A 19,886-nucleotide genomic window follows, 5' to 3' on the forward strand; every position below is an offset into this window, starting at 1 on the left:
TTTTGCTATGAAAGTTATTAGAAATATTCACTTTATGGGAATTGTATATTAGTAGTTTTTCAAAGCAACAAAATTATCTTAATTGTAATTATGAAAGTAGCGCTTATTTGCGGTGTATCGGGTCAAGATGGGGCTTATTTAGCTAAGTTGCTGCTGGAAAAGGGTTATCTAGTTTGTGGTACTTCCAGAGATGCTCAAATATCTTCCTTTCGTAATTTACTCCGTTTGGGAATTCGCGAACAGATTAAATATGAGTCTTTAGTGCCGACAGACTTTCGCAGCGTTTTACAGGTAATTAGTAAAATTCAGCCTGACGAAATCTATAATCTGGCTGGACAAACCTCAGTTGGTCTATCATTCGATCAACCAGTAGAAACCCTAGAAAGCATTGCTACAGGAAATTTAAATTTCTTAGAAGCAATCCGCTTTATTGGTGCGCCAATTAAATTTTACAATGCAGGTTCGAGCGAATCTTTTGGTGATATTGGAGATTGCCCTGCGGATGAAAATACTCCTTTTCGCCCCAGAAGTCCTTATGCGGTGGCAAAATCTACTGCCTTCTGGCAGGTGGCAAATTATCGTGAAGCCTACAGTCTATTTGCTTGTTCTGGTATTTTATTTAACCATGAATCTCCTTTAAGACCGCAAAGATTTGTGACTCAAAAAATTATTGATGCTGTTTGTCGAATAGCCAAAGGTAGCCTAGAACAACTACATCTAGGCAACATTTCAGTCAAACGAGATTGGGGCTGGGCGCCAGAGTATGTCGAAGCAATGTATCTGATGATGCAGCACGAACAACCCGATGATTACGTGGTAGCTACGGGACAAAGTTATTCTCTAGAAGAATTTGTGGCTGAAGCTTTTAAATATGTCGGTTTAGATTGGAAAGACCGCGTCACTACCGATGCTAGTCTATTAAGACCTACTGATTTAGCGATCAGTAAAAGTAATCCTGCAAAAGCCAAAGAAAAACTTGGTTGGTCAGCCAAATATAAAATGCCCGATGTCGTCAAAATGATGGTCGATGCCTATTACTAATATCTATAGATGCAATTGAAATACAAAGGTAAGATGCGGTTTTATCTTGCCCTAGCCAGTCTAACCGTAGTTTTGCTGCTAATTTTTAGCATACCCTTCAAACTCGCGATCGCACGATATCAACAGCCCGATCCTCAAGCAATTTTAACTTTAGGCGGCGGTTTAAATCGAGAAGTATTTACTGCCAACTTTGCTCAGTCTTATCCTACCTTACCTATCTGGGTTTCTACTGGTAGCGATCCTGAAATAGCCCGTCAAATATTTCAACAAATCGGTATTGCTGGAAGACAAGTTTACCTAGATCGTCAGGCGACAGATACGGTGACTAACTTCACTACCTTGGTTGCAAGCTTTAAAAAAAGGCACTTTCAACATATTTATTTAATCACCTCTGACTTTCATATGCCTAGAGCCAAAGCGATCGCTTTTGTGGTTTTGGGTAGTCAAGGAATTTTTTGTACTCCTGTGGCTATGGATACTAATCAAGCTGCTGAAACTAAACTCAAAATTATCCGCGATCTGGGGCGATCTTTTGTTTGGTTACTAACTAATCATACAGGGTCTAGTTTAAATGGCAGATAAAGGAAGTCTTTTCACAAAGCTTTTAGCGATGACGCGAAGCTTATACTAAAGCCCGTGCATGATTCACGGATAAACCGCACTCCGCCCTTCGGTCACATTTGCCCTAAAGGATTCCCTTCGGTCTCGAAGCTAGTCATGCACGGGCATCGTCCGAAGGTGTCCCTGAACGGACGACACGTAGTTAGTGTGACGCGAAGCTAATCCTTTAGGGCTTTAGCATACCGCTACGCATATACCATGCACGGGAATCCTTTAGGACAGCTTTTAGCGTCTTATATAAAATAGAAAAAATAATCATCATAGACAGTAATTAAAAAAAAGTTAAACAAGAAAAATGGAAGCGATCGCTATTCCCAAAGGATTTAAAGTTACTCTCGAACAGTTTGAGCAGCTAGCTGATGCCGAACAAATTGCCAGATTAGAGTTAACTCAAGATAGAGAATTAATTATAATAAGTCCGACTGGAGGTGAAGCAGGCAGAAAAAATTTCAACTTATACTTGGATTTGGGAAATTGGAATCGTCAAACAAAACTTGGAGAAGCTTTTGATTCTTCTACCGTATTTGTATTGCCTAATGATGCCAGAAGAAGTTCAGATGTTAGCTGGATTCAATTAGAACGCTGGAATACTTTAACCCTTGCAGAAAAACAAGGTTTTCCTCCCATCACTCCAGATTTTGTAATTGAACTCGTTAGTCCAAGCGATCTTAAAAACCAAAGATATCAAGACTTACAGGCAAAGATGCAGGAGTATTTAGATAATAGCGTCAAGCTTGGTTGGTTAATTGAGCCGTCAGCAAAAACAGTTGAAATATATCGACTTGGGCAGCAAGTAGAGATAATCAATAATCCTTCAACTTGATCAGGAGAAGATGTCTTACCTGAATTTACTTTAGATTTGACTGAAATTTTTTGATTTGCGACTCTTATACCAACCAAATTACTCGTAGGGGCGAATGGCAATTCGTCCTTACATAATGACCATTTGCCCTTACATAATCATTTGGTTTTTATTTGCAATGCCACCCATAGCTTTTGAGATATTTTTCCTGAACTTTAACTATCCCGTCACCGTATAAACTTCCTTCAATCCACATAAGCGTGTTGACTAAGACTACTTTTTCTTAACTTGTAATCAATAGCTAAAAACCAATCAATAAAAACACTTAACGAGAAGTATTATTGACTCGTAAATCATTGACTAATTGTGATTATTAAATAATTTTCGCAACGCTATTTTGTACTTACATAATTTCTATATTCATCGCAACAAAACACGTATAAATACAGTTGGCGATTAACTGATTATCAAGATACTGTAAAGCTGTACATATTCGCGTATTTATAATTTAATTTAAATGGTTTGGCAAGAATAAAACCTAATTAAGCGATTAATTAAATCTCTTGATCGAGTTTATTGCCAGCGAATTATTCTAATTTATTTGTTATCTAGAAATCAGCAAAATGAAACTGTTAAATATAATATATGGTGTGGGAATAGGCGCATTGCTTCTCGGGTTGATTTCAACCCCTGCAATGGCTGTTACAATAGATCTTTTTAGTGACGTTAATGATCAGGTTGATGGCGATCAAGCCGTTATAGATACTACTGATGACAGTACGCCAGTAACCGACACAAACACCTCTCTAACAGGAGTTATCGGTGGACAGAGAACTATTAGTGTAGAAAAATTAACTGGAGTAGGAGAAGATGCCACTAAGTTTTCTATAAGACAAACTACCCAGGATGCTATTTTATCTTCAGATTCAGGAGTTCAGCCGCGTTTTTCCATCCTTTATGATGGCGACTTCAGCGCAGGCGGTACAGATTTAACTAATGAAAATACTCAGAAATCTTTTCTTGTAAATATTCTCGAAAACGATCTAGGTGCAAGTTTGGCTTTTGACGTAACTGATATTGATAATAATACATCTACCATAACTCAATCAGTTGCTGCGGGAGCAACAGGAAATACTTTTTTTCGTTTCGATCAAGCCACGGGCAGTGCTAATTTGACAACAGCTGAGTCGATAACTTTTCGTTCTACAAATGCTCCAGAGAATTTAGATATGAGATTTGATTTTATTGAAACCTCAGCAGTTCCTTTTGAATTTAGTCCTAGTATGGGGCTGGTTTTCTTTGGTGGTTTGTTCGGTGTCCATCGACTAAAGAAAAGGCTTAAAAGTTGTTAAATTACAACTCTTACAATTATTTTTAGCATTGCTGAATCGAGGTCTGATTTCGTCCCCTCTACCTCCAACTCTGGATAAAGAAAATAACTCAAAGTCCCCAACCCTTCTTTATCTCCCCTACAGGAAAGATACAATTGTTTCCCTCGTAAAAGGAGGGATTAAGGGAGGTGAGGATTTAGGGGGCGGGATAGTGCAATAAACTACCATGAAAGCCTATCCCTATCTATACATATCAAAAGCCCAAAAATAGTTAATAGATAAAAAAACATCTGTGTCATGTGTCACTTCACTGCTGAGAACAGAATTTAATAAGTAAATTAGATTTATCACCTTTTTATAAATTTCAAATTAAGCCTACAGCTTAACTTTTCAGTGGGCAGAACACTAAAAAAGCTAAAAGCTAATAGCTATTTAATCATATATATAGCCAATTCAATTACAAACTGCTCTAATTTACGCAATTTTACCTAAACTTTATTAAGCCATTTTGGGAATACTGAAAACAGTATTTTCTCACTGTGTTTTTGGTACTGAGTATTAAGTAAATATGACTAACATATCAAGTCTATGGTCAAGAAAAAGTAAGCAGGCTTTTTCGCAATCTCTACAGAATCAAATGCCTAAGTCAGATGAAGTGTCCGCAAAGTTTAATCTATTAATAATTACGCAGTTTTTCCCTCCCGATTATGCAGCTACGGGTCAATTAATTCAGGAGTTAGCCCGCAATCTAGGCAAAAGTAATGTTCAGGTAAATGTTTTTACAGGGCAGCCTGGATATGCTTTTGAACAAATGCAAGCTCCGAGCAAAGAGAGAAAAGAAGATGTCAATATACAACGCTCCAAAACAGTACAATTATGTTCGACTAGAATTCGTGGTAAAACGTTTAATGGGATGGTTTTCACTCTAAGATCAGCTTGGCATATCTTTAGAAATGCTCGCCGAAATGATTGTGTTTTATTAACCACTGCGCCACCTTTTCTTTCAATCATCGGTTATTTCGCTAAGTTGTTCTTTGGTTTAGAATATATTTGTTTGATTTATGATTTATATCCCGATGTTGCTGTCGAATTAAATATAGTTTCCGAGAAGAGTTTAATCACTAAGTTTTGGCATAAGGTAAATACGATTGTTTGGCGCAACAGCAAACAGCTAGTGGTCTTAAGCAATACTATGAAAGACAGAATTATTGCTAAGAATCCTGAAATTTCTGACAAAATTTCGATCATTCATAATTGGGCAGACGCTGACCTAATTAAACCAATAACTAAGCAGGAAAATTGGTTTGCTTGCCAACATGGAATAGACCGTAAGTTTACCGTTTTATATTCTGGTAATTTAGGTCGCTGTCATGATGTAGATACTATTGTGGGCGCGATTAAATTACTCAAAGATAAACCCGTACAGTTTGTCTTTATTGGTGCAGGGGCTAATCATGAAATATGTCGCCAAACCATTGCCGATTTGAACTTAAACAACTGTATTTTCTTGCCATATCAAGATAAAGCCCATTTGCCTTATTCTCTAACAGCTTGTGATTTAGCCTTGGTAACGATCGCACCTGGTTTAGAAGGAGTGGTTGCCCCTAGCAAAGTATATGGCATTATGGCTGCGGGAAAAGCGATCGCCGCTATTTGTGAACCCTATTCATATCTGCGTCAGTTGATTGCTGATGCCAAGTGTGGCGCGTCTTTTAAAAATAATCACAGTGAAGATTTGGCGGAGTTTATTTTATTTTTGGCTGCCGATCCCGATCTGGCTATCAAAATGGGTAAAGCAGGACGTAACTATATGAAAGAACATTTTACACCACAAATTATTGCTAATCAGTATTGCGAAGTTCTTGGTGTTACTCAAGAACAAGCGGTAAGGTAATGGATTAGTTTTTAGCTATTAGCTATTAGCTTCTATTGATTGATTCCGCCCTCCTACCCCCAAATTTGGGGGAGAAAGATAAGATAACTTAAAGTCCCCCAAGATTAGAGGATTTAGGAGGCATTGCTGAAGCGCGATCGCATTTAACTCTTCAATTGGCAATTGCGACTAACTTTTCGCTTAATTCCCAAAGGCGTTTACCTTTATTAGCATCCATCGCTTCATTAGAAATTTCTTGTTTAAAGGCGGTGCGATCTTCCTGTTGGCGATTGCCCCAACTATAATAAACCCCAGACTCGTTAAATTTGGGATCGGCAACAACTTTTGCTACCCTTTCTCCTGCTAACTCTTCAGTTACATACCCTCCTGTAACGTTTTTTTGAAACCAAGGAAAGATCGTCCGAAATAAAGAATAATGATTGCGGAATAATCCTGTTTCTGCTACACAGCCAGGATAGAGAGCGTTAAAAATAATCCCCGTAGATTCATGATAGCGATCGTGTAGTTCTCTCATGGTTAGCATATTACATAACTTGCTATCTTTGTATGCTTTTCCAGGCTTAAACTTCTTGCCGTCAATCATGGCTATAGGAGCTTTAAAACCAGATTCCATACCTTTTAAATCTCCCAGATCTGGAGGTGCGGGAATGGGAATTTTTCCGCCTATTTCTTTGGGGTTAGCCGTAACAGTGCCAAGAATTACCAATTTCTTTTCTGGTGCGGGAGAATTTTTGAGATCTTCCAGCATTAGGTTACACAAAAGAAAATGACCTAGATGATTAGTCGCAACGCTTAACTCATAACCTTCTTGGCTGCGCTGTGGCTCTTTTTCTAAGGGTAAATAAACCGCAGCGTTACATACCAAGGCTGCTAGAGACTTGCCAGTAGCGCGAAAATCTTGAACAAACTGATGCACGCTTTCTAAAGAAGCTAAATCCAAGTGAATAATACTGTATCGATCTTCAGGTATACCGACTTGCTGCGCCACTTGCTCCGTTTTGGGCAAATTACGACAAGCCATGACTACGTGCCATCCTCGCTCAGCCAAGGCTTTAGCAGCATATAAACCGACACCAGAAGATGCTCCTGTAACTATAACGGTTGATTGTTGTGCCATTTTAAAAATTTCTATTTTAGTAATCTATTCTAGTATTTATACTTGTTTTTAAAATCTCACAATATCCCACCCCAAGTTATCTGCAAGTCATAAAGCGTTATATTTTTATTGGAAGATATTGGCAGATTGACACTCCACATGGTTAGAAACCGTGGGATTCTTGGTTCACGGAAAAAACTTACTCCAACAGGTTCTCACCAGTTAAAATAGCGGTTTCTTCTCCCCAAGCTTTAGATCCCGTATGTCCTACGGTACTTAGTCCAATTGAAAGAACGTTTTTGGCTGCGTTTTGATCGCGGTCTAAGACACAGCCACACTTACACTTATGAGTTCGGGTACTAAGAGCTTTTTTAACCTTTGCTCCACAGCTAGAACAAATAACAGAAGTATATTGGGGCGGTACGGCAATTGTTATCTTGCCAAATTTGTACCCAAAATACTCTAACCAGACTCTAAATTGATACCAACCAGCATCAGTTATTGATTTAGCTAGATTGTGATTTTTTACCATATTGGCAATTCTTAAATCTTCGTAGGCGACTACATCGTTAGACGTGACTACGCATCGTGCCAGCTTTACGGCATGATCTTTACGCTGCCTACTTGTTTTAAGATGCTTCAAGGCATATCTTTTTCTAGCTTGGTGATAGTTTTTAGATTGAGGCTTTGCTCCTTTAATATACTTTTTAGACTTACTTTTATTCAATCGATTGAGAGGTTTTTCTCCTTTTCTATAGAAGCGAGGATTCTCTATTTGATTCCCTTTGTCGTCAGTATAAAAGTAATTCAAACCAACGTCTAAACCTATTTCTGAATAGGAAAGTTCAACTTTTTCTCTGTTATCTACATCAACTAAAAACTGACAATAATGACCATCTGCACGTCTAACTATACGTACTCTTTTGATTTGCTTGATATCGTAACAATTCAAATCGCGAGTACCTTTTAATTTAACTTGTCCGATGTTATTTTTATCCGTAAAGGTTATTTTCTTTCTGTCTTCAGAAAACTTCCATCCGCTTGTTTTATATTCAACGGAACGAGAGTGTTTTTTAAACTTAGGAAAACCTTTCTTTTTAGTTACTTTGTTTTTACAGTTAGCGTAGAAACGAGATATCGCTGCCCAAGCTCGATCTGCACTTGATTGTCTTGCCATTGAATTTAACTTGTGAGCAAAAGGAAACTCCGCAGCTAATACTTTGCAGTATGCGCTTAAATCGTATTTTCCTACTCCTTTGTTATCCATCCAATAGCGGAGTGCTTTGTTGCGTATGAATTGAGCCGTTAAAATGGCTTCATCCATCGCTTGATATTGAACTTGTTTTGCGTATATCTTGGCTTCTAAAACTAACATATTATTACGCTAGCACGAAAGCATAATATAGTATAGTTAAACTTCGGGTTTTTCATCCCACGGCTGAAGCGCGTGGGCTTTCATTTGCTGTAAATGCGATCGCTCGCTTGGTCTGGGTGACATCCTCTCATCCTAAATCAAAGATAAAGATACGAGCTTCCTAACCTCACGATTAGGCTTTACTGCCCAACGCCACTTGTCTAGTTTGTTGATTAGCTCAACAAACCCCGACAGCCCGACTTGACAGTCAATTTGTTCCCCGTGAGTCCCACGGTATATGCGAAGCGGTATCCTTTAGGACTAACGCAAAAATGAATTTACGATTTACATCTAATTACGCTCAAGATTTTACCTACAGAACTCTTCTGTAGAACTTCTTATCTTGAATTGTCAAGGTGCTAATTTGTACGAACTGGAGAGCAATAAAAGCTAGATTTCACGTACCAAAAGTATTGTATAGCGAAGTGTATCCGTGATAGACAACAGCTAAACTGCTTATTTGACAAAGGTTTCATAAACTTTTTGTATCTAAAATGTAAAGTTCCCTAAAGGACTAGCTTCGCGTCGCGTTATCATCTCCCACTGAACTCCTGTCGTCGTTTTGAAGGAGAATTCTCACTCACAAAAGGTTAAAAATACCCCGATCGCTCAGTTGAATTGACTTAATTTATCGCTATAATAATTTGAGTAATTATACGACCGCCTCTCTTCACAGAAGTAAAAAACGATGAATATCTAGACATAGCACTCGATCGATACGCAGCGATGATAATTTGAAGGTTACAGCGTATGACATGAGCTAGAGAAAAGCACTACAGCGCGGTGAAATAACGCAAGGCTGGATCGCAGTATTAGTCAAGACTTAATTAGTGAAAACTGAGACTTAGCAAAAACTGGTAATTCTGTCTCTTGTTTAGGAGTTGATGAATCAAGATATAATTTTTAATCTTTTCCTGCCTTAATTAACATGCGCATGGAATAAGCTCGCGTTTTCCAAGCATTTGGGCGCATCAAATTAAAAAAGCTAAGAGCTAAAAGCTTTATCAAAAGGTTCGGCAATCATCAATTTATTAGGGTGATTTCTGACTGTACCGCGACATCAATATCTCTTATCATTAATTAACAATTAGCATTATAATTGGCACTGTTGCCATTTATCTAAAATATAGCTTCTTGATGTTCGAGATGGTTAAAATCAAGACCAAAGAGAGTTACAGAAGCGATCCCTAACACCTCATCAGCAGCAAAAAGCAGTATTAATACGTCAAAATTAAGTAAATAGACAAATATGAAAGACCTTACTCGATATCGAAATATTGGCATCTTCGCGCACGTAGATGCGGGTAAAACCACCACCACTGAAAGAATCCTGAACCTAACTGGTAAAACCCATAAAATCGGTGAGGTACATGAAGGAGAAGCAACAACCGACTTCATGGAACAGGAAAAAGAACGTGGTATTACAATTCAGTCTGCTGCGACAAGCTGCTTCTGGAAAGAACATCAGCTAAATATTATTGATACACCTGGTCACGTTGATTTTACGATCGAGGTTTACCGTTCTCTCAAAGTTCTTGATGGCGGTATTGGTGTGTTCTGCGGTTCTGGTGGGGTAGAGCCTCAGTCTGAGACTAACTGGCGTTATGCTAATGATTCCAAGGTAGCTCGAGTTATATACATTAACAAGTTAGACCGAACTGGTGCTGATTACTTTAGCGTAGTTAAGCAAATAGATGAAATCCTGGTTGCTACTCCTTTGGTAATGGTATTGCCCATTGGAGTTGAAAATGATTTTATTGGGGTAGTTGACCTCTTAACTCGTAAAGCTTGGGTATGGGATAATTCTGGCAAGCCAGAGAACTACGAAATTAAAGATGTTCCCGCGGATATGGTAGATGATGTAGAAACTTACCGCGAACAGCTAATTGAAACTGCGATCGAGCAAGACGACGAATTGATGGAAAAATATCTAGAAGGTGAAGAGCTTTCCGTCGACGAAATCAAAGCCTGTATCCGTAAAGGAACTCGCGATTTAGCTTTCTTCCCTACTTACTGCGGTTCTTCCTTTAAAAACAAAGGGGTACAGTTAGTGCTAGATGCCGTAGTTGACTATCTACCTAACCCCACCGAAGTTAAGCCTCAGCCAGAGATCGACCTAGAGGGCACCGAAACAGGCAAATATGCCATTGTTGATGCCGAAAGACCTTTGCGTGCTTTAGCATTCAAAATCATGGACGATCGCTATGGTGCATTGACCTTTACGCGAATTTATTCTGGTACTCTAAATAAAGGTGAATCTGTCTTAAATACCGCTACAGGCAAAACTGAGCGCGTTGGTCGGATGGTAGAAATGCACGCCAACTCCCGTGAAGAAATTGATTCTGCTCAAGCAGGGGATATTATTGCAATTGTTGGTTTGAAAAGCATCCAGACTGGACATACTCTTTGCGACCCTAAAGATCCTGCAACTTTAGAGCCGATGGTTTTCCCTGACCCCGTAATTTCGATCTCCGTAACTCCCAAAAATAAGGGTGCTTCTGAAAAGTTGGGAATGGCATTGGGTAAAATGGTTCAAGAAGATCCGTCTTTTTATGTCGAAACTGACCAGGAAAGCGGTGAGGTGATTATCAAAGGAATGGGTGAACTTCACTTAGACATCAAGGTAGACATTCTTAAACGTACTCACGGCGTAGAAGTAGAAGTTGGTAAGCCTCAAGTAGCCTATCGCGAGTCTATTACTAAAGTTATTCAAGATAGCTACACTCACAAAAAACAGTCTGGTGGTTCAGGTCAGTTTGGTAAAATTGACTATACTATCGAGCCTGGTGAAGCTGGCTCTGGCTTTGAGTTTGAGTCTAAAGTTACTGGTGGTAACGTCCCTAGAGAATTCTGGCCCGCAGTTGAAAAAGGTTTTGCCAATAGCATTGAAAAAGGTGTCTTAGCAGGTTTCCCCTGTGTGGATTTGAAGGTTACTTTAACTGATGGTTCTTTCCACCCTGTAGACTCTAGTGCGATCGCATTTGAAATTGCAGCTAAGTCTGGTTATCGCCAAACTTTACCCAAAGCTGGGCCTCAAATACTTGAGCCGATTATGAACGTAGACGTATTTACTCCTGACGATCATATGGGAGATGTTATTGGCGACCTCAACCGTCGTCGTGGCATGATCAAATCTCAAAACTCTACTCCAATGGGTGTTCGCATCAAAGCTGATGTACCTTTGAGTGAAATGTTTGGTTATATTGGTGACTTACGTACTATGACTTCTGGTCGTGGTCAGTTCTCAATGGAGTTTAATCACTACTCGCCTTGTCCTAAGAATGTTGCCGAAGAAGTGATTGCTGAAGCAAAAGCGCGTCAAGAAGCTAAGTCATAAGTAGTCGCCGTTTGGGAGTTGGGAGTTGGTAGCAGTAATGTTTTAGCTTTATGCTCTAAACTTTTAATCTGCTGTTCATACTTAGATTAAGCGACAATCATAATTTAAGTCCCGTTTGGTATTAATTACTAAACGGGATTTTTGTTAGTAAAAGTATAATTACATGTAGGTTGGACTTTGATTACCAAGGGTCATGGAAGAGATTTTAGAACTAAAAGAAAAGCTATATCAAGGAGATATTCAAGCAGCGCTCGCAATTTGTGATGAGTTAGAAACGATGGGAAGATAAGATAAAATCAATACTTTAGAAAGTTTTCTGGTAGTTTTGCGCGTTCATTTAATTAAAATATCATAATAGATCTTAAATTCTTAAATTAGAGGTTTAAGTAGCAACGGTAGTGTTGCCAAAACTTTCGCCAACACTACCAATAGATTAGGGGAATTGAATTAATTTAAGTTTCCAGATTTATTCACTTAACCAACGTACCGCGTCTTTAGCATGATAAGTCAGAATCAAATCTGCACCAGCACGTTTAAAGCTAGTTAAGGTTTCTAAAGTCACCTTCTTCTCATCGATCCAGCCGTTGAGGGCAGCAGCTTTAACCATTGAATATTCTCCAGAGACATTATAGGCAGCTACAGGAAGGTTGGTTGCTTGCTTGACTCGCCAGATAATATCCATATAGGACAGTGCAGGTTTAACCATCAACATATCTGCACCTTCAGCGATGTCTAATTCAATTTCTTTAAGGGCTTCTGTACCGTTGGCAGGATCCATTTGATAGGTACGGCGATCGCCAAAGCTGGGAGCAGATTCGGCTGCATCTCTAAATGGCCCATAATAGGCAGAAGCATACTTGGCAGCATAGGAAAGTATGGGCGTATCTTGGAAGCCAGCATCATCTAAGCCTTCTCTAATAGCTCTGACAAAGCCATCCATCATCCCTGAAGGCGCAATAATATCTGCACCTGCATTTGCCTGAGAAACCGCCGTTTTTTTGAGTAGTTCTAAAGTAGGATCGTTGAGTACTCTGCCAGACAAATCTCCTGTTTCTAAATATCCACAGTGTCCATGACTGGTATATTCACATAGACAAGTATCGGCAATTACTAATAGTTCAGGAACAGATTCCTTAATTGCCGTGGCGGCTTTTTGGACAATACCGCAATCGTGCCAGGCACCAGTAGCATCAACGTCTTTATCTTCAGGAATACCAAATAAGATTACCGCAGGAATGCCCAAGTCATATACTTGCTTAGCTTCCTCAACAATCTTATCTACCGAAAGTTGATAGACACCAGGCATCGATCTAACTTCGGTGGCAACAGATGTTCCTGGTACAGCAAATAAAGGGTAAATTAAGTCACTAGCAGTAACTACTGTTTCTTGCACCATACGGCGTAATTGGGGATGTTGGCGCAGCCGACGAGGACGATTGATGGGAAACATAAGATTTTTTATACTAAATTGACGATCTAAAACACAGAAGTACTAACTTATAGTTTTATCGGTCACGATTTATTCCGTACTAGTACTAATAGTTAGTTCAAATATCTAGTGTAAGACGAATATTGCCCTCAAAGTATTAGCTACTGTACAAATCAATGTTTTGTAACGTTGAGAAGATTATTTTGCGCTCCATCGCCTAAAAAGTTAGCTATAATACAAATGAAGCTTTAGCCATTAGTCACAAGGTCTTTTGTACAGTACAAATGATTTCCAAGACCGAATGCGCCAAGAAGCTAAAAAAATCATGGGGCCGTAAAGGTTTCGACAGGTTAGTAAAAATTAATCCGTGATTCAGGTCGAGAGTGAGTATCCTCTCGTAAATACAGACTCAAACTAAATATAGATGCAAACAACATCGTAAAATTTGAGCGTCAGGCAGTAGCTGCCTAAATCTAGAAAAAACACTTTTCAGATTTGCTCGTCTCTAGCTGGACTCCGTTAAAAATTAGAGACAAAACCCCAACGGATGCTCCTACTGGTTTTCTTTGGTAGACTAGTTAGGAAAAGACTTTATCAAAGAATCCTACCATCAGGGATAATTGATGATCCCCGCTCCAAGGGTTAGAGGAGCTAAACCTGTGAACGAATGGGCAAGTGAATAGCTGATCTGGACAGCAGTTCGACTCTGCTCGGCTCCACTAAAGTATTAATTGTTAGTCTTCTGCTACTTTTATCTTGCTGTTGATTAACGATCATTAAAGATAATAAATGATAAAAAGTAATGCTTAGATGTACCTTAACGATTTAAGATGGTCATATATTTCTAGACCTCAATCAAATGACCTAAGCTTGTGATATTTTGATCGTAAAAGCTCAGGTCATTTTTTTATCTTTTATGTTTCAATTGAGCAAGGCCTGCTTTTTAGTTTTGTAACTTGAGCAAAATATTTTGTACCTGCTGATAAAAACTAGCCTGGCGATCGTAATCAGCTTTTAATTCATTAAAACGATTGATAGTAAGGTTGTTTTGTTGCACAATTTGCTGAGATTGATTGCAATAGCGATTAGCAATTTCACGAACTTGTGGCTTGAGGTTATTTAGAGTTTCTTGTCGATCGCAAACTATGTTTGGTGGTGGTTCATTAATCAGGTTTTTAATTTCTTGATAGACTTTCCTTCTCAGTAGCTCTACCTGATAACCCGCTCTGGCATAATTTTCAGTTTCTTCTGGGGTAAATTGTTGTCCATAAGCATTACTAGATAAAGAAACTGTTGGTAAGAAAGTTTTATTAGCACCAGACGAACTTGATATTTCAGGAATTAACCCGACCATCAAGCTAATTAATGCCAACGCACTACTACTCAAGATCCGAACATATAGTTTATTTAATTTAAATAAAGTTAAATTAACTTTGAACATCATTAATAACAATAACTAGTATTAGTAAGATTACTATTTATTGGGAATTGATTTTGATGAGATAAGTTCCTGTTTTTTGGCTTATTTGACTAAAAATTTTATTAAATTGCGGTATTGTCATTCGCAGTCAGAGATAGGCGATCGCTAGTTATCCTAAATTATCTAGCTATAGCTCTTGCTATTGAAGCATTTTAAGTTTATTTTTTATTCCCGAGTAAAGAAATAAAAGTTAAAACTTTGGAACAATCAGCACATAGAACTAAGTTACTTCAAAATAGATTAGCTTTGAGAAAGACGTTTAACGGGCTTACCTCCTAAAAGTCGGTCGGTTTCTGCTAGTAAACTAGGAATTTTCTGAGCATAGGGATTAGCTGTTAAGCAAGATTCGAGATCTAATCGCTCGACTCGATCTGCTTTCGCCCCAGGAAACCAATGACCAGCATTAGTTAAAAGGTTATAACGTGCTTGTCCATATTCAATCATGTCGTATGCTAATGCTAAATTACGCAGCCACAGAATAACGGGCATATTAACGTTACCAGGAGTATTGTCGTGGCTAGGTAAGCCAACTTGCCAATTATCGAGCCAATCTTTCCCTAATACGGCGATCGCTTCTTGTTCTAAACGTTCTAAGATTGGCGGTAATATTTCGTCTGCTCGATCTAATAAAGGTAAAACTTTTAAATGTTCATTAAAATCTGAAGGTTTCGCTGCACCCAAACTAAGGGTATGCACTTCAGGATGAGATAAACAAAACAGATCGTTAAATACCATTGGACTTAGAGGCTGGCATAATTCTCTTAACTTTGCTGGTGGATTATAAAGATGTCCGCCTTTATCAGTAGGAGAAATGATAAATACTCCCATATCCTGTCGTTGGGCTGCTTCTATGGCTGACCAATTCCATTGATTGATGTAATACCAATGAAGATTTACATAGTCAAACTCGCCTGTTTCAATTGCTTTGGTAATAATTTCCGTTGAGCCGTGGGTAGAAAAGCCAATATGTCTGACTTTACCTTCGGCCTTTAGTTTCTTGGCTTCGTCTAAACACCCTCCAGGGCGTATACTATGATGGAAAGTCTCTTCGTTATTAATGCCGTGGAGTCCCAGCAGGTCGACATATTCTAGTTGACAAAAGTTGAGAGACTGCATAAATTGACGACGAAAATCCAAAGCTTTGGGCTGAGGAGAGACTTTAGTTTGAAAGATTAGCTTTTCTCTCGGTAGTTTAGGTAAAATTTTTCCTAGCTGCATCTCAGAGCTACCGTAACCCCTAGCTGTTTCGATATGATTAATCCCCAATTCAAACGAACGGTAAATAGTGGCTTCTAAATTACGCTGATTGGCTTCGGGTATTTTAGATTGGGGCAAATCTTGCCATTTATATTGATATCTCATCCCCCCACAGGAAAAAACGGGCATCTGTAACTCTGTACGACCAAATCGGCGATATTGCATAATTAAACTACTATTTTTTATATTTATTTTTATCTCTTATCAATATCATTTTAGATATTATTTGAGCAGGGCAGGAGCAACAGGGAAATTAGATGAAAATTTTATTGGTAGATGACGAAACTGAACTAAGCGATCCTTTGAGTCGAATTTTGTTGCAAGAAGGCTATCAGGTAGATATAGCTGATGATGGTGCAACAGGAATGGAATTAGCCCTGCAAAATCAGTACGATTTACTGATCTTGGATTGGATGTTGCCTCATAAGTCAGGATTAGAAATCTGTCGGTCCATGCGATCGCAATTTTTAAGTACCCCTGTATTATTTTTAACCGCTAAGGATACAATAGACGATCGCGTCGATGGGTTGGATGCAGGGGCAGATGACTATTTAGTCAAGCCGTTTGAACTGCGGGAATTATTAGCCAGAGTGCGGGCTTTGTTGCGTCGCTCTAGTTTAGAAATGCCCAATAGCGAGCGCTTAAAAGTAGCAGACTTAGAGCTAGATCTAGAAAATCAGATAGCATATCGTAGCGACAGGGCGATCGACCTATCGGAAAAAGAAATCAAGCTATTAACTTACTTTATGCACCACCCAGACAGACTATTAACCCACGAAGAAATATATCGCTATCTGTGGCAAGCGGAAGAACAACCTAGCAGTAATGTATTAGCTGCGTTGGTACGCCTATTGCGACGTAAAATTGAAATTAAGGGAGAAAGCACTTTAATTCATACGGTTTATGGCAAAGGTTATCGTTTCGGAAATGTTTAGCTGTAGTCTGTCAGGTTGTAATTGATAGGTTTAAAATCGTTAATTTCTTCAATTAGATTATCCTAATCCATGTCTTCTAGTTTTCTGTTTTGAATCGCATTGATAATCTTTTGTCGCCAAAGATTTAAATCTTGATGATAAAGCTGTTCCAGTTGATTACTCATCGCTTATCTCTCTTGTATTTAAACCAATTCTAATTCAGGTAAAGCCTTGTGAATTGTCCCTAACCAGTCAATCAAATTATCCAATTGCTTTTGAGGCTTCGCAATCTAGAAATTATTCCTCTAGCAATAGAATTGTTAAGCAAGATTAAGGATAAAAGGGAAAAGCAAGGATTAAAAAAGATATTTACGCTATTTTGAATAAGTTTTTTGCTAAATAAGTTTTACACTCTAAATAGAGATCGCCTTGATTGCCAAATAATTCGATCGCTTTGATTGGATTGAAATCGGCAAAAGCTTGATAATTAGTTTATTTGGTGGGCAAAAGTTATTCTGTAATGATAATTTGCTGGTGTTATTTTTTTCCACCTACATGCGATCGCTCTAATTTTTTGTTGATAAAATCAATCATCATCTTGGGCGATAATTCTTAAAGATTGATCGACAGTATCTATAGAGTCTATTTGCTCGTTTCCATAGCCACCTATCTCTTCAAACTTTTTGGCAGTTACTAGTAGTCTAGAATTATACGAACCTACTGCTTTGTTGTATGTTTTAACTGTTTCGTCGAGTTTTTTGCGAAGAGTATCCAAATGGTTAGCAAATACGGTAAACCTGTCATATAGTTCTCGACCTAAATTACCTATTTCTTGAGTATTTCTAGCAATTTGTTCTTGTCTCCACCCGTATTCTATAGTTCTTAGTAACGTAATTAATGTAGTTGGAGTAGCAAGAATTACCTTTCTTTCTATTCCATATTCTATTAAACTAGGATCTTGCTGTAAGGCTGCACTAAAGAAAACTTCACCTGGCAAAAACATAACTACAAATTCAGGCGTGTTATCAAATTGTATCCAATAGTTTTTGGAACTAAGTTGATTGATATGACTGCGAATATGTTTGGCATGATTTTTTAAACAGTTAATTTTCTCCGATTCTTCTTCCATCTCTAATGCTTCTAAATATGCTTTTAAAGGAGCTTTAGAGTCTACAATTACCTTTTTTTGGCTAGGAAGCGTCACAATTAAATCTGGTCTTTGATTGCGACCCTCTTCTGTAACTACAGTTTCTTGTATGGTAAAGTCACAATGTTCTTGCATTCCTGAAATTTCTACTACGCGCCTTAGCTGGACTTCTCCCCATCTCCCACGAACTATAGGCTGTCGTAATGCTTGAGTTAAATTAGCAGTTTCAGATTGAAGCCTGTACATGAGTGCTGCTTGAGATTGAAGCTGTTCTGAAATTTGTCCTTTATCTCTTGACCAAGCATTATCTGTATTATTTAATTTTTTGTCAAATGCTTCTAAAGATCTGTTTAATGGTGAAATTAAGTCGCTAATTGCTTGATGTTTGGCATCAATTTTATGTTGAGATGTTTGATATATATTTTCAAACGTAGCTTTGGCAGCTTGTAAAAATTGTTGATTATTATTTTGCAAAGCTCTCGAAGATAGAGATTCAAAAGCGTTAGTCAATTTTTGTTCTGCATTTTGAAGTAGCTCTATTTTTTCTTGTGTTGATTTTCGTTCTTCTTCTAACTTAGTTTTTAAACTAGATAATTCTTCTTTAAATCTAGCTTTTTCTAACTTTAGTTGTTCGTTTTGTTGTTTAAAATCAGTATTTTCTTGTTTCAGTTCTTCTATGTATTCTCTTTGAGCATTAGCTTCAGCACTCATTTTATGAGCCTGTTCAATTTCTCGTTTATAATCCGTGATTTCTAAATTTATCTGATTTAGATCGTTTTCTAATTTAATAATTATTTGATTATGATGTTGTTTTTGACTTTCTAAATCTGCTGCTAGTCTAGATATATTTTCTTTATGAGCAGTATTTTCATTTCTAAGGCGTTGATTATTCTCAGTTTCAACTAACAATCTTGCTTCCAAATTTGATGTTTTCTCTAGCTTTGCATCTGCATCACTAGATTTTTTGATTGTGTTGCGAATTTCCTGTTCATTTTCTTTTATGGTTTTTTCTAGTTGTTGAATTATAGTTTGTTTCTGCTCGTTTTCTTCTAATAGTTTTTCTCTCTGTGAGTTAAAAAGATTAGCTTTTTCGTCACTTGCCTGTTTTTGAAATTTGATAGTTTGTATTTGCGATCGCGTTATCAACCAAACACTTCCTCCACCGAGAATTAATCCCACAATTAGCCCAAATATAACTTCCATAACTAAACTAGATTGAAATAAAACAAAACTACTTTTGAAGCAGCTATCTAAATAGTTCCCTTGTAAAAGGCTTAAATTAATAAAAGTTACAAATCGTATTTTGTTTCTGATAATAATTCGAGGCAGACAAGATAATCCTTTGTGTCTGTGGGTGAAACTTAAACCAACTCCAACTCAGATAAAGCCTTGTCAATTGTACCCAACCACTCAATCAAATTATATAATTGCTTTTGAGGCTTAACTATACCTAAACCCCGCACGATGACTTTTTTTGGTGCATAGACAAAACGAGATAAAAGTTTAACTGACTGCAAAATCAGTATATTGTCTAATATCGGCAGGATGAAAACCCAACACTATTTTATCTTTAGAAATTCCTGCGTTTACTAATTCATTTGCAATACCATATTCTGTACCATCGCGATGAATCCAGATTTTGTTATCAATAATTTCTAAGTGAATAACGCAGCCATGTACTCTTTTTTTTTTGCCATCCCGAAGTCATAACCAAGTAATTATTTTGGTCATTGCTAATAATTAACTTTGACTCTATATTTCCTCGCGAGTAGGGAATAGATACATAATCAGTTAAGATATTTTTAATTTTTTCTCGATATTCTTCTATGGTATCCATTAAATTATTTCCTCGCGAGCGGCATCGAAAACAATTAATTTAAAAGTTTTTTATTTAAAAGAATTTGACCAACAGGTTCTATAAATATATCTTCAAGAGTAGTTTCTCTGATAGCTAGATATAATATACGCTCTGGCTTTGTTTCTCCTATGATATCCAAATACAAAGTATATTGACCCAACGCTTGTTGTAGATCGGCTACTTGCGAGTTACCAACAAAGCTTTTTATTTCTACAGCTATTTTTTCACTACCTTTGTGTGCTGCAATTAATTTTTCTGCGCCAAG

General features: G+C 37.8%; 17 protein-coding genes and 1 other RNA gene. 8 read left to right on the plus strand and 10 right to left on the minus strand.

All coding sequences use genetic code 11. The features are described 5' to 3' along the window. The first annotated feature begins 90 nt into the window (after positions 1-90). The 5 genes from V6C71_18370 (at position 91) to V6C71_18390 (ending at position 5,689) form a co-directional block, all read left to right on the plus strand. On the plus strand, positions 91-1,041 hold the full coding sequence (locus V6C71_18370) for a GDP-mannose 4,6-dehydratase (protein HEY9770427.1): 951 nt from the start codon (positions 91-93) through the stop codon (positions 1,039-1,041). A gap of 9 nt (positions 1,042-1,050) precedes the next feature. Beyond that, complete coding sequence (locus V6C71_18375; GenBank protein ID HEY9770428.1) at positions 1,051-1,623, plus strand: YdcF family protein; 573 nt, start codon at positions 1,051-1,053, stop codon at positions 1,621-1,623. A 334-nt stretch (positions 1,624-1,957) separates the two neighbouring features. Next, the gene (locus tag V6C71_18380; protein ID HEY9770429.1) at positions 1,958-2,485 is read left to right on the plus strand and encodes a Uma2 family endonuclease; all 528 of its coding nucleotides are present in this window, start codon (positions 1,958-1,960) and stop codon (positions 2,483-2,485) included. Positions 2,486-3,159: 674 nt separating this feature from the next. Beyond that, on the plus strand, positions 3,160-3,816 hold the full coding sequence (locus V6C71_18385) for a hypothetical protein (protein HEY9770430.1): 657 nt from the start codon (positions 3,160-3,162) through the stop codon (positions 3,814-3,816). 547 nt (positions 3,817-4,363) lie between these two features. Next, the gene (locus V6C71_18390) at positions 4,364-5,689 is read left to right on the plus strand and encodes a glycosyltransferase family 4 protein (GenBank protein HEY9770431.1); all 1,326 of its coding nucleotides are present in this window, start codon (positions 4,364-4,366) and stop codon (positions 5,687-5,689) included. A gap of 151 nt (positions 5,690-5,840) precedes the next feature. On the opposite strand, the gene V6C71_18395 is transcribed toward V6C71_18390, so the two are convergent. Next, positions 5,841-6,806: a protochlorophyllide reductase gene (locus tag V6C71_18395; protein HEY9770432.1), complete on the minus strand. Its 966-nt coding sequence runs from the start codon at positions 6,804-6,806 to the stop codon at positions 5,841-5,843. Between the two features lie 178 nt (positions 6,807-6,984). Further along, positions 6,985-8,160, minus strand: a complete 1,176-nt coding sequence (locus V6C71_18400; GenBank protein ID HEY9770433.1) for a transposase — start codon at positions 8,158-8,160, stop codon at positions 6,985-6,987. A gap of 1,288 nt (positions 8,161-9,448) precedes the next feature. Between V6C71_18400 and fusA the strand changes: the two genes are divergently transcribed. Then, entirely contained in the window at positions 9,449-11,536 is a 2,088-nt protein-coding gene (fusA, locus tag V6C71_18405) for an elongation factor G (protein HEY9770434.1), read from the plus strand. Between the two features lie 466 nt (positions 11,537-12,002). Here fusA and hemB read toward each other — a convergent pair whose 3' ends face one another. Beyond that, positions 12,003-12,986 (minus strand): porphobilinogen synthase, encoded by a 984-nt coding sequence (gene hemB, locus V6C71_18410; GenBank protein ID HEY9770435.1) that lies wholly within the window; start codon positions 12,984-12,986, stop codon positions 12,003-12,005. A 306-nt stretch (positions 12,987-13,292) separates the two neighbouring features. Between hemB and ssrA the strand changes: the two genes are divergently transcribed. Continuing rightward, positions 13,293-13,687: a transfer-messenger RNA gene (gene ssrA / locus V6C71_18415) on the plus strand. Between the two features lie 221 nt (positions 13,688-13,908). On the opposite strand, the gene V6C71_18420 is transcribed toward ssrA, so the two are convergent. Together V6C71_18420 and V6C71_18425 are read right to left on the minus strand one after the other, a co-directional pair. Next, complete coding sequence (locus V6C71_18420) at positions 13,909-14,409, minus strand: DUF4168 domain-containing protein (protein HEY9770436.1); 501 nt, start codon at positions 14,407-14,409, stop codon at positions 13,909-13,911. 276 nt (positions 14,410-14,685) lie between these two features. Beyond that, positions 14,686-15,867 carry an aldo/keto reductase gene (locus tag V6C71_18425; protein HEY9770437.1) on the minus strand — a complete coding sequence of 394 codons (1,182 nt, stop codon included), beginning with the start codon at positions 15,865-15,867 and terminating at the stop codon, positions 14,686-14,688. A 92-nt stretch (positions 15,868-15,959) separates the two neighbouring features. Here V6C71_18425 and rppA point away from each other — a divergent pair, with 92 nt between their 5' ends. Next, positions 15,960-16,637, plus strand: a complete 678-nt coding sequence (gene rppA, locus V6C71_18430; protein HEY9770438.1) for a two-component system response regulator RppA — start codon at positions 15,960-15,962, stop codon at positions 16,635-16,637. Positions 16,638-17,202: 565 nt separating this feature from the next. Here rppA and rmuC read toward each other — a convergent pair. From rmuC to V6C71_18455, 5 genes are all read right to left on the minus strand, one after another. After that, positions 17,203-18,966 (minus strand): DNA recombination protein RmuC, encoded by a 1,764-nt coding sequence (gene rmuC / locus V6C71_18435; protein HEY9770439.1) that lies wholly within the window; start codon positions 18,964-18,966, stop codon positions 17,203-17,205. 158 nt (positions 18,967-19,124) lie between these two features. Then, entirely contained in the window at positions 19,125-19,280 is a 156-nt protein-coding gene (locus V6C71_18440) for a hypothetical protein (protein HEY9770440.1), read from the minus strand. Continuing rightward, the gene (locus V6C71_18445; GenBank protein ID HEY9770441.1) at positions 19,267-19,428 is read right to left on the minus strand and encodes an element excision factor XisI family protein; all 162 of its coding nucleotides are present in this window, start codon (positions 19,426-19,428) and stop codon (positions 19,267-19,269) included. Before V6C71_18445 ends, V6C71_18440 begins: the two co-directional genes overlap by 14 nt. Beyond that, the gene (locus tag V6C71_18450; GenBank protein HEY9770442.1) at positions 19,409-19,600 is read right to left on the minus strand and encodes an element excision factor XisI family protein; all 192 of its coding nucleotides are present in this window, start codon (positions 19,598-19,600) and stop codon (positions 19,409-19,411) included. The genes V6C71_18445 and V6C71_18450 overlap by 20 nt, the downstream gene beginning before the upstream one ends. A gap of 34 nt (positions 19,601-19,634) precedes the next feature. Beyond that, complete coding sequence (locus V6C71_18455) at positions 19,635-19,868, minus strand: element excision factor XisH family protein (GenBank protein HEY9770443.1); 234 nt, start codon at positions 19,866-19,868, stop codon at positions 19,635-19,637. Between the last annotated feature and the right edge of the window lie 18 nt (positions 19,869-19,886).

Origin of the sequence: Coleofasciculaceae cyanobacterium (assembly GCA_036703275.1) — a bacterium.
GTDB lineage: Bacteria > Cyanobacteriota > Cyanobacteriia > Cyanobacteriales > Xenococcaceae > Waterburya.

Bases quoted from the DNA above. Each gene is read 5' to 3' on its own strand.
- V6C71_18370 (HEY9770427.1), top strand. From the start codon at position 91: ATGAAAGTAGCGCTTATTTGCGGTGTATCGGGTCAAGATGGGGCTTAT.
- V6C71_18375 (HEY9770428.1), top strand. From the start codon at position 1,051: ATGCAATTGAAATACAAAGGTAAGATGCGGTTTTATCTTGCCCTAGCC.
- V6C71_18380 (HEY9770429.1), top strand. From the start codon at position 1,958: ATGGAAGCGATCGCTATTCCCAAAGGATTTAAAGTTACTCTCGAACAG.
- V6C71_18385 (HEY9770430.1), top strand. From the start codon at position 3,160: ATGGCTGTTACAATAGATCTTTTTAGTGACGTTAATGATCAGGTTGAT.
- V6C71_18390 (HEY9770431.1), top strand. From the start codon at position 4,364: ATGACTAACATATCAAGTCTATGGTCAAGAAAAAGTAAGCAGGCTTTT.
- V6C71_18395 (HEY9770432.1), bottom strand. From the start codon at position 6,806: ATGGCACAACAATCAACCGTTATAGTTACAGGAGCATCTTCTGGTGTC.
- V6C71_18400 (HEY9770433.1), bottom strand. From the start codon at position 8,160: ATGTTAGTTTTAGAAGCCAAGATATACGCAAAACAAGTTCAATATCAA.
- fusA (HEY9770434.1), top strand. From the start codon at position 9,449: ATGAAAGACCTTACTCGATATCGAAATATTGGCATCTTCGCGCACGTA.
- hemB (HEY9770435.1), bottom strand. From the start codon at position 12,986: ATGTTTCCCATCAATCGTCCTCGTCGGCTGCGCCAACATCCCCAATTA.
- V6C71_18420 (HEY9770436.1), bottom strand. From the start codon at position 14,409: ATGATGTTCAAAGTTAATTTAACTTTATTTAAATTAAATAAACTATAT.
- V6C71_18425 (HEY9770437.1), bottom strand. From the start codon at position 15,867: ATGCAATATCGCCGATTTGGTCGTACAGAGTTACAGATGCCCGTTTTT.
- rppA (HEY9770438.1), top strand. From the start codon at position 15,960: ATGAAAATTTTATTGGTAGATGACGAAACTGAACTAAGCGATCCTTTG.
- rmuC (HEY9770439.1), bottom strand. From the start codon at position 18,966: ATGGAAGTTATATTTGGGCTAATTGTGGGATTAATTCTCGGTGGAGGA.
- V6C71_18450 (HEY9770442.1), bottom strand. From the start codon at position 19,600: ATGGATACCATAGAAGAATATCGAGAAAAAATTAAAAATATCTTAACT.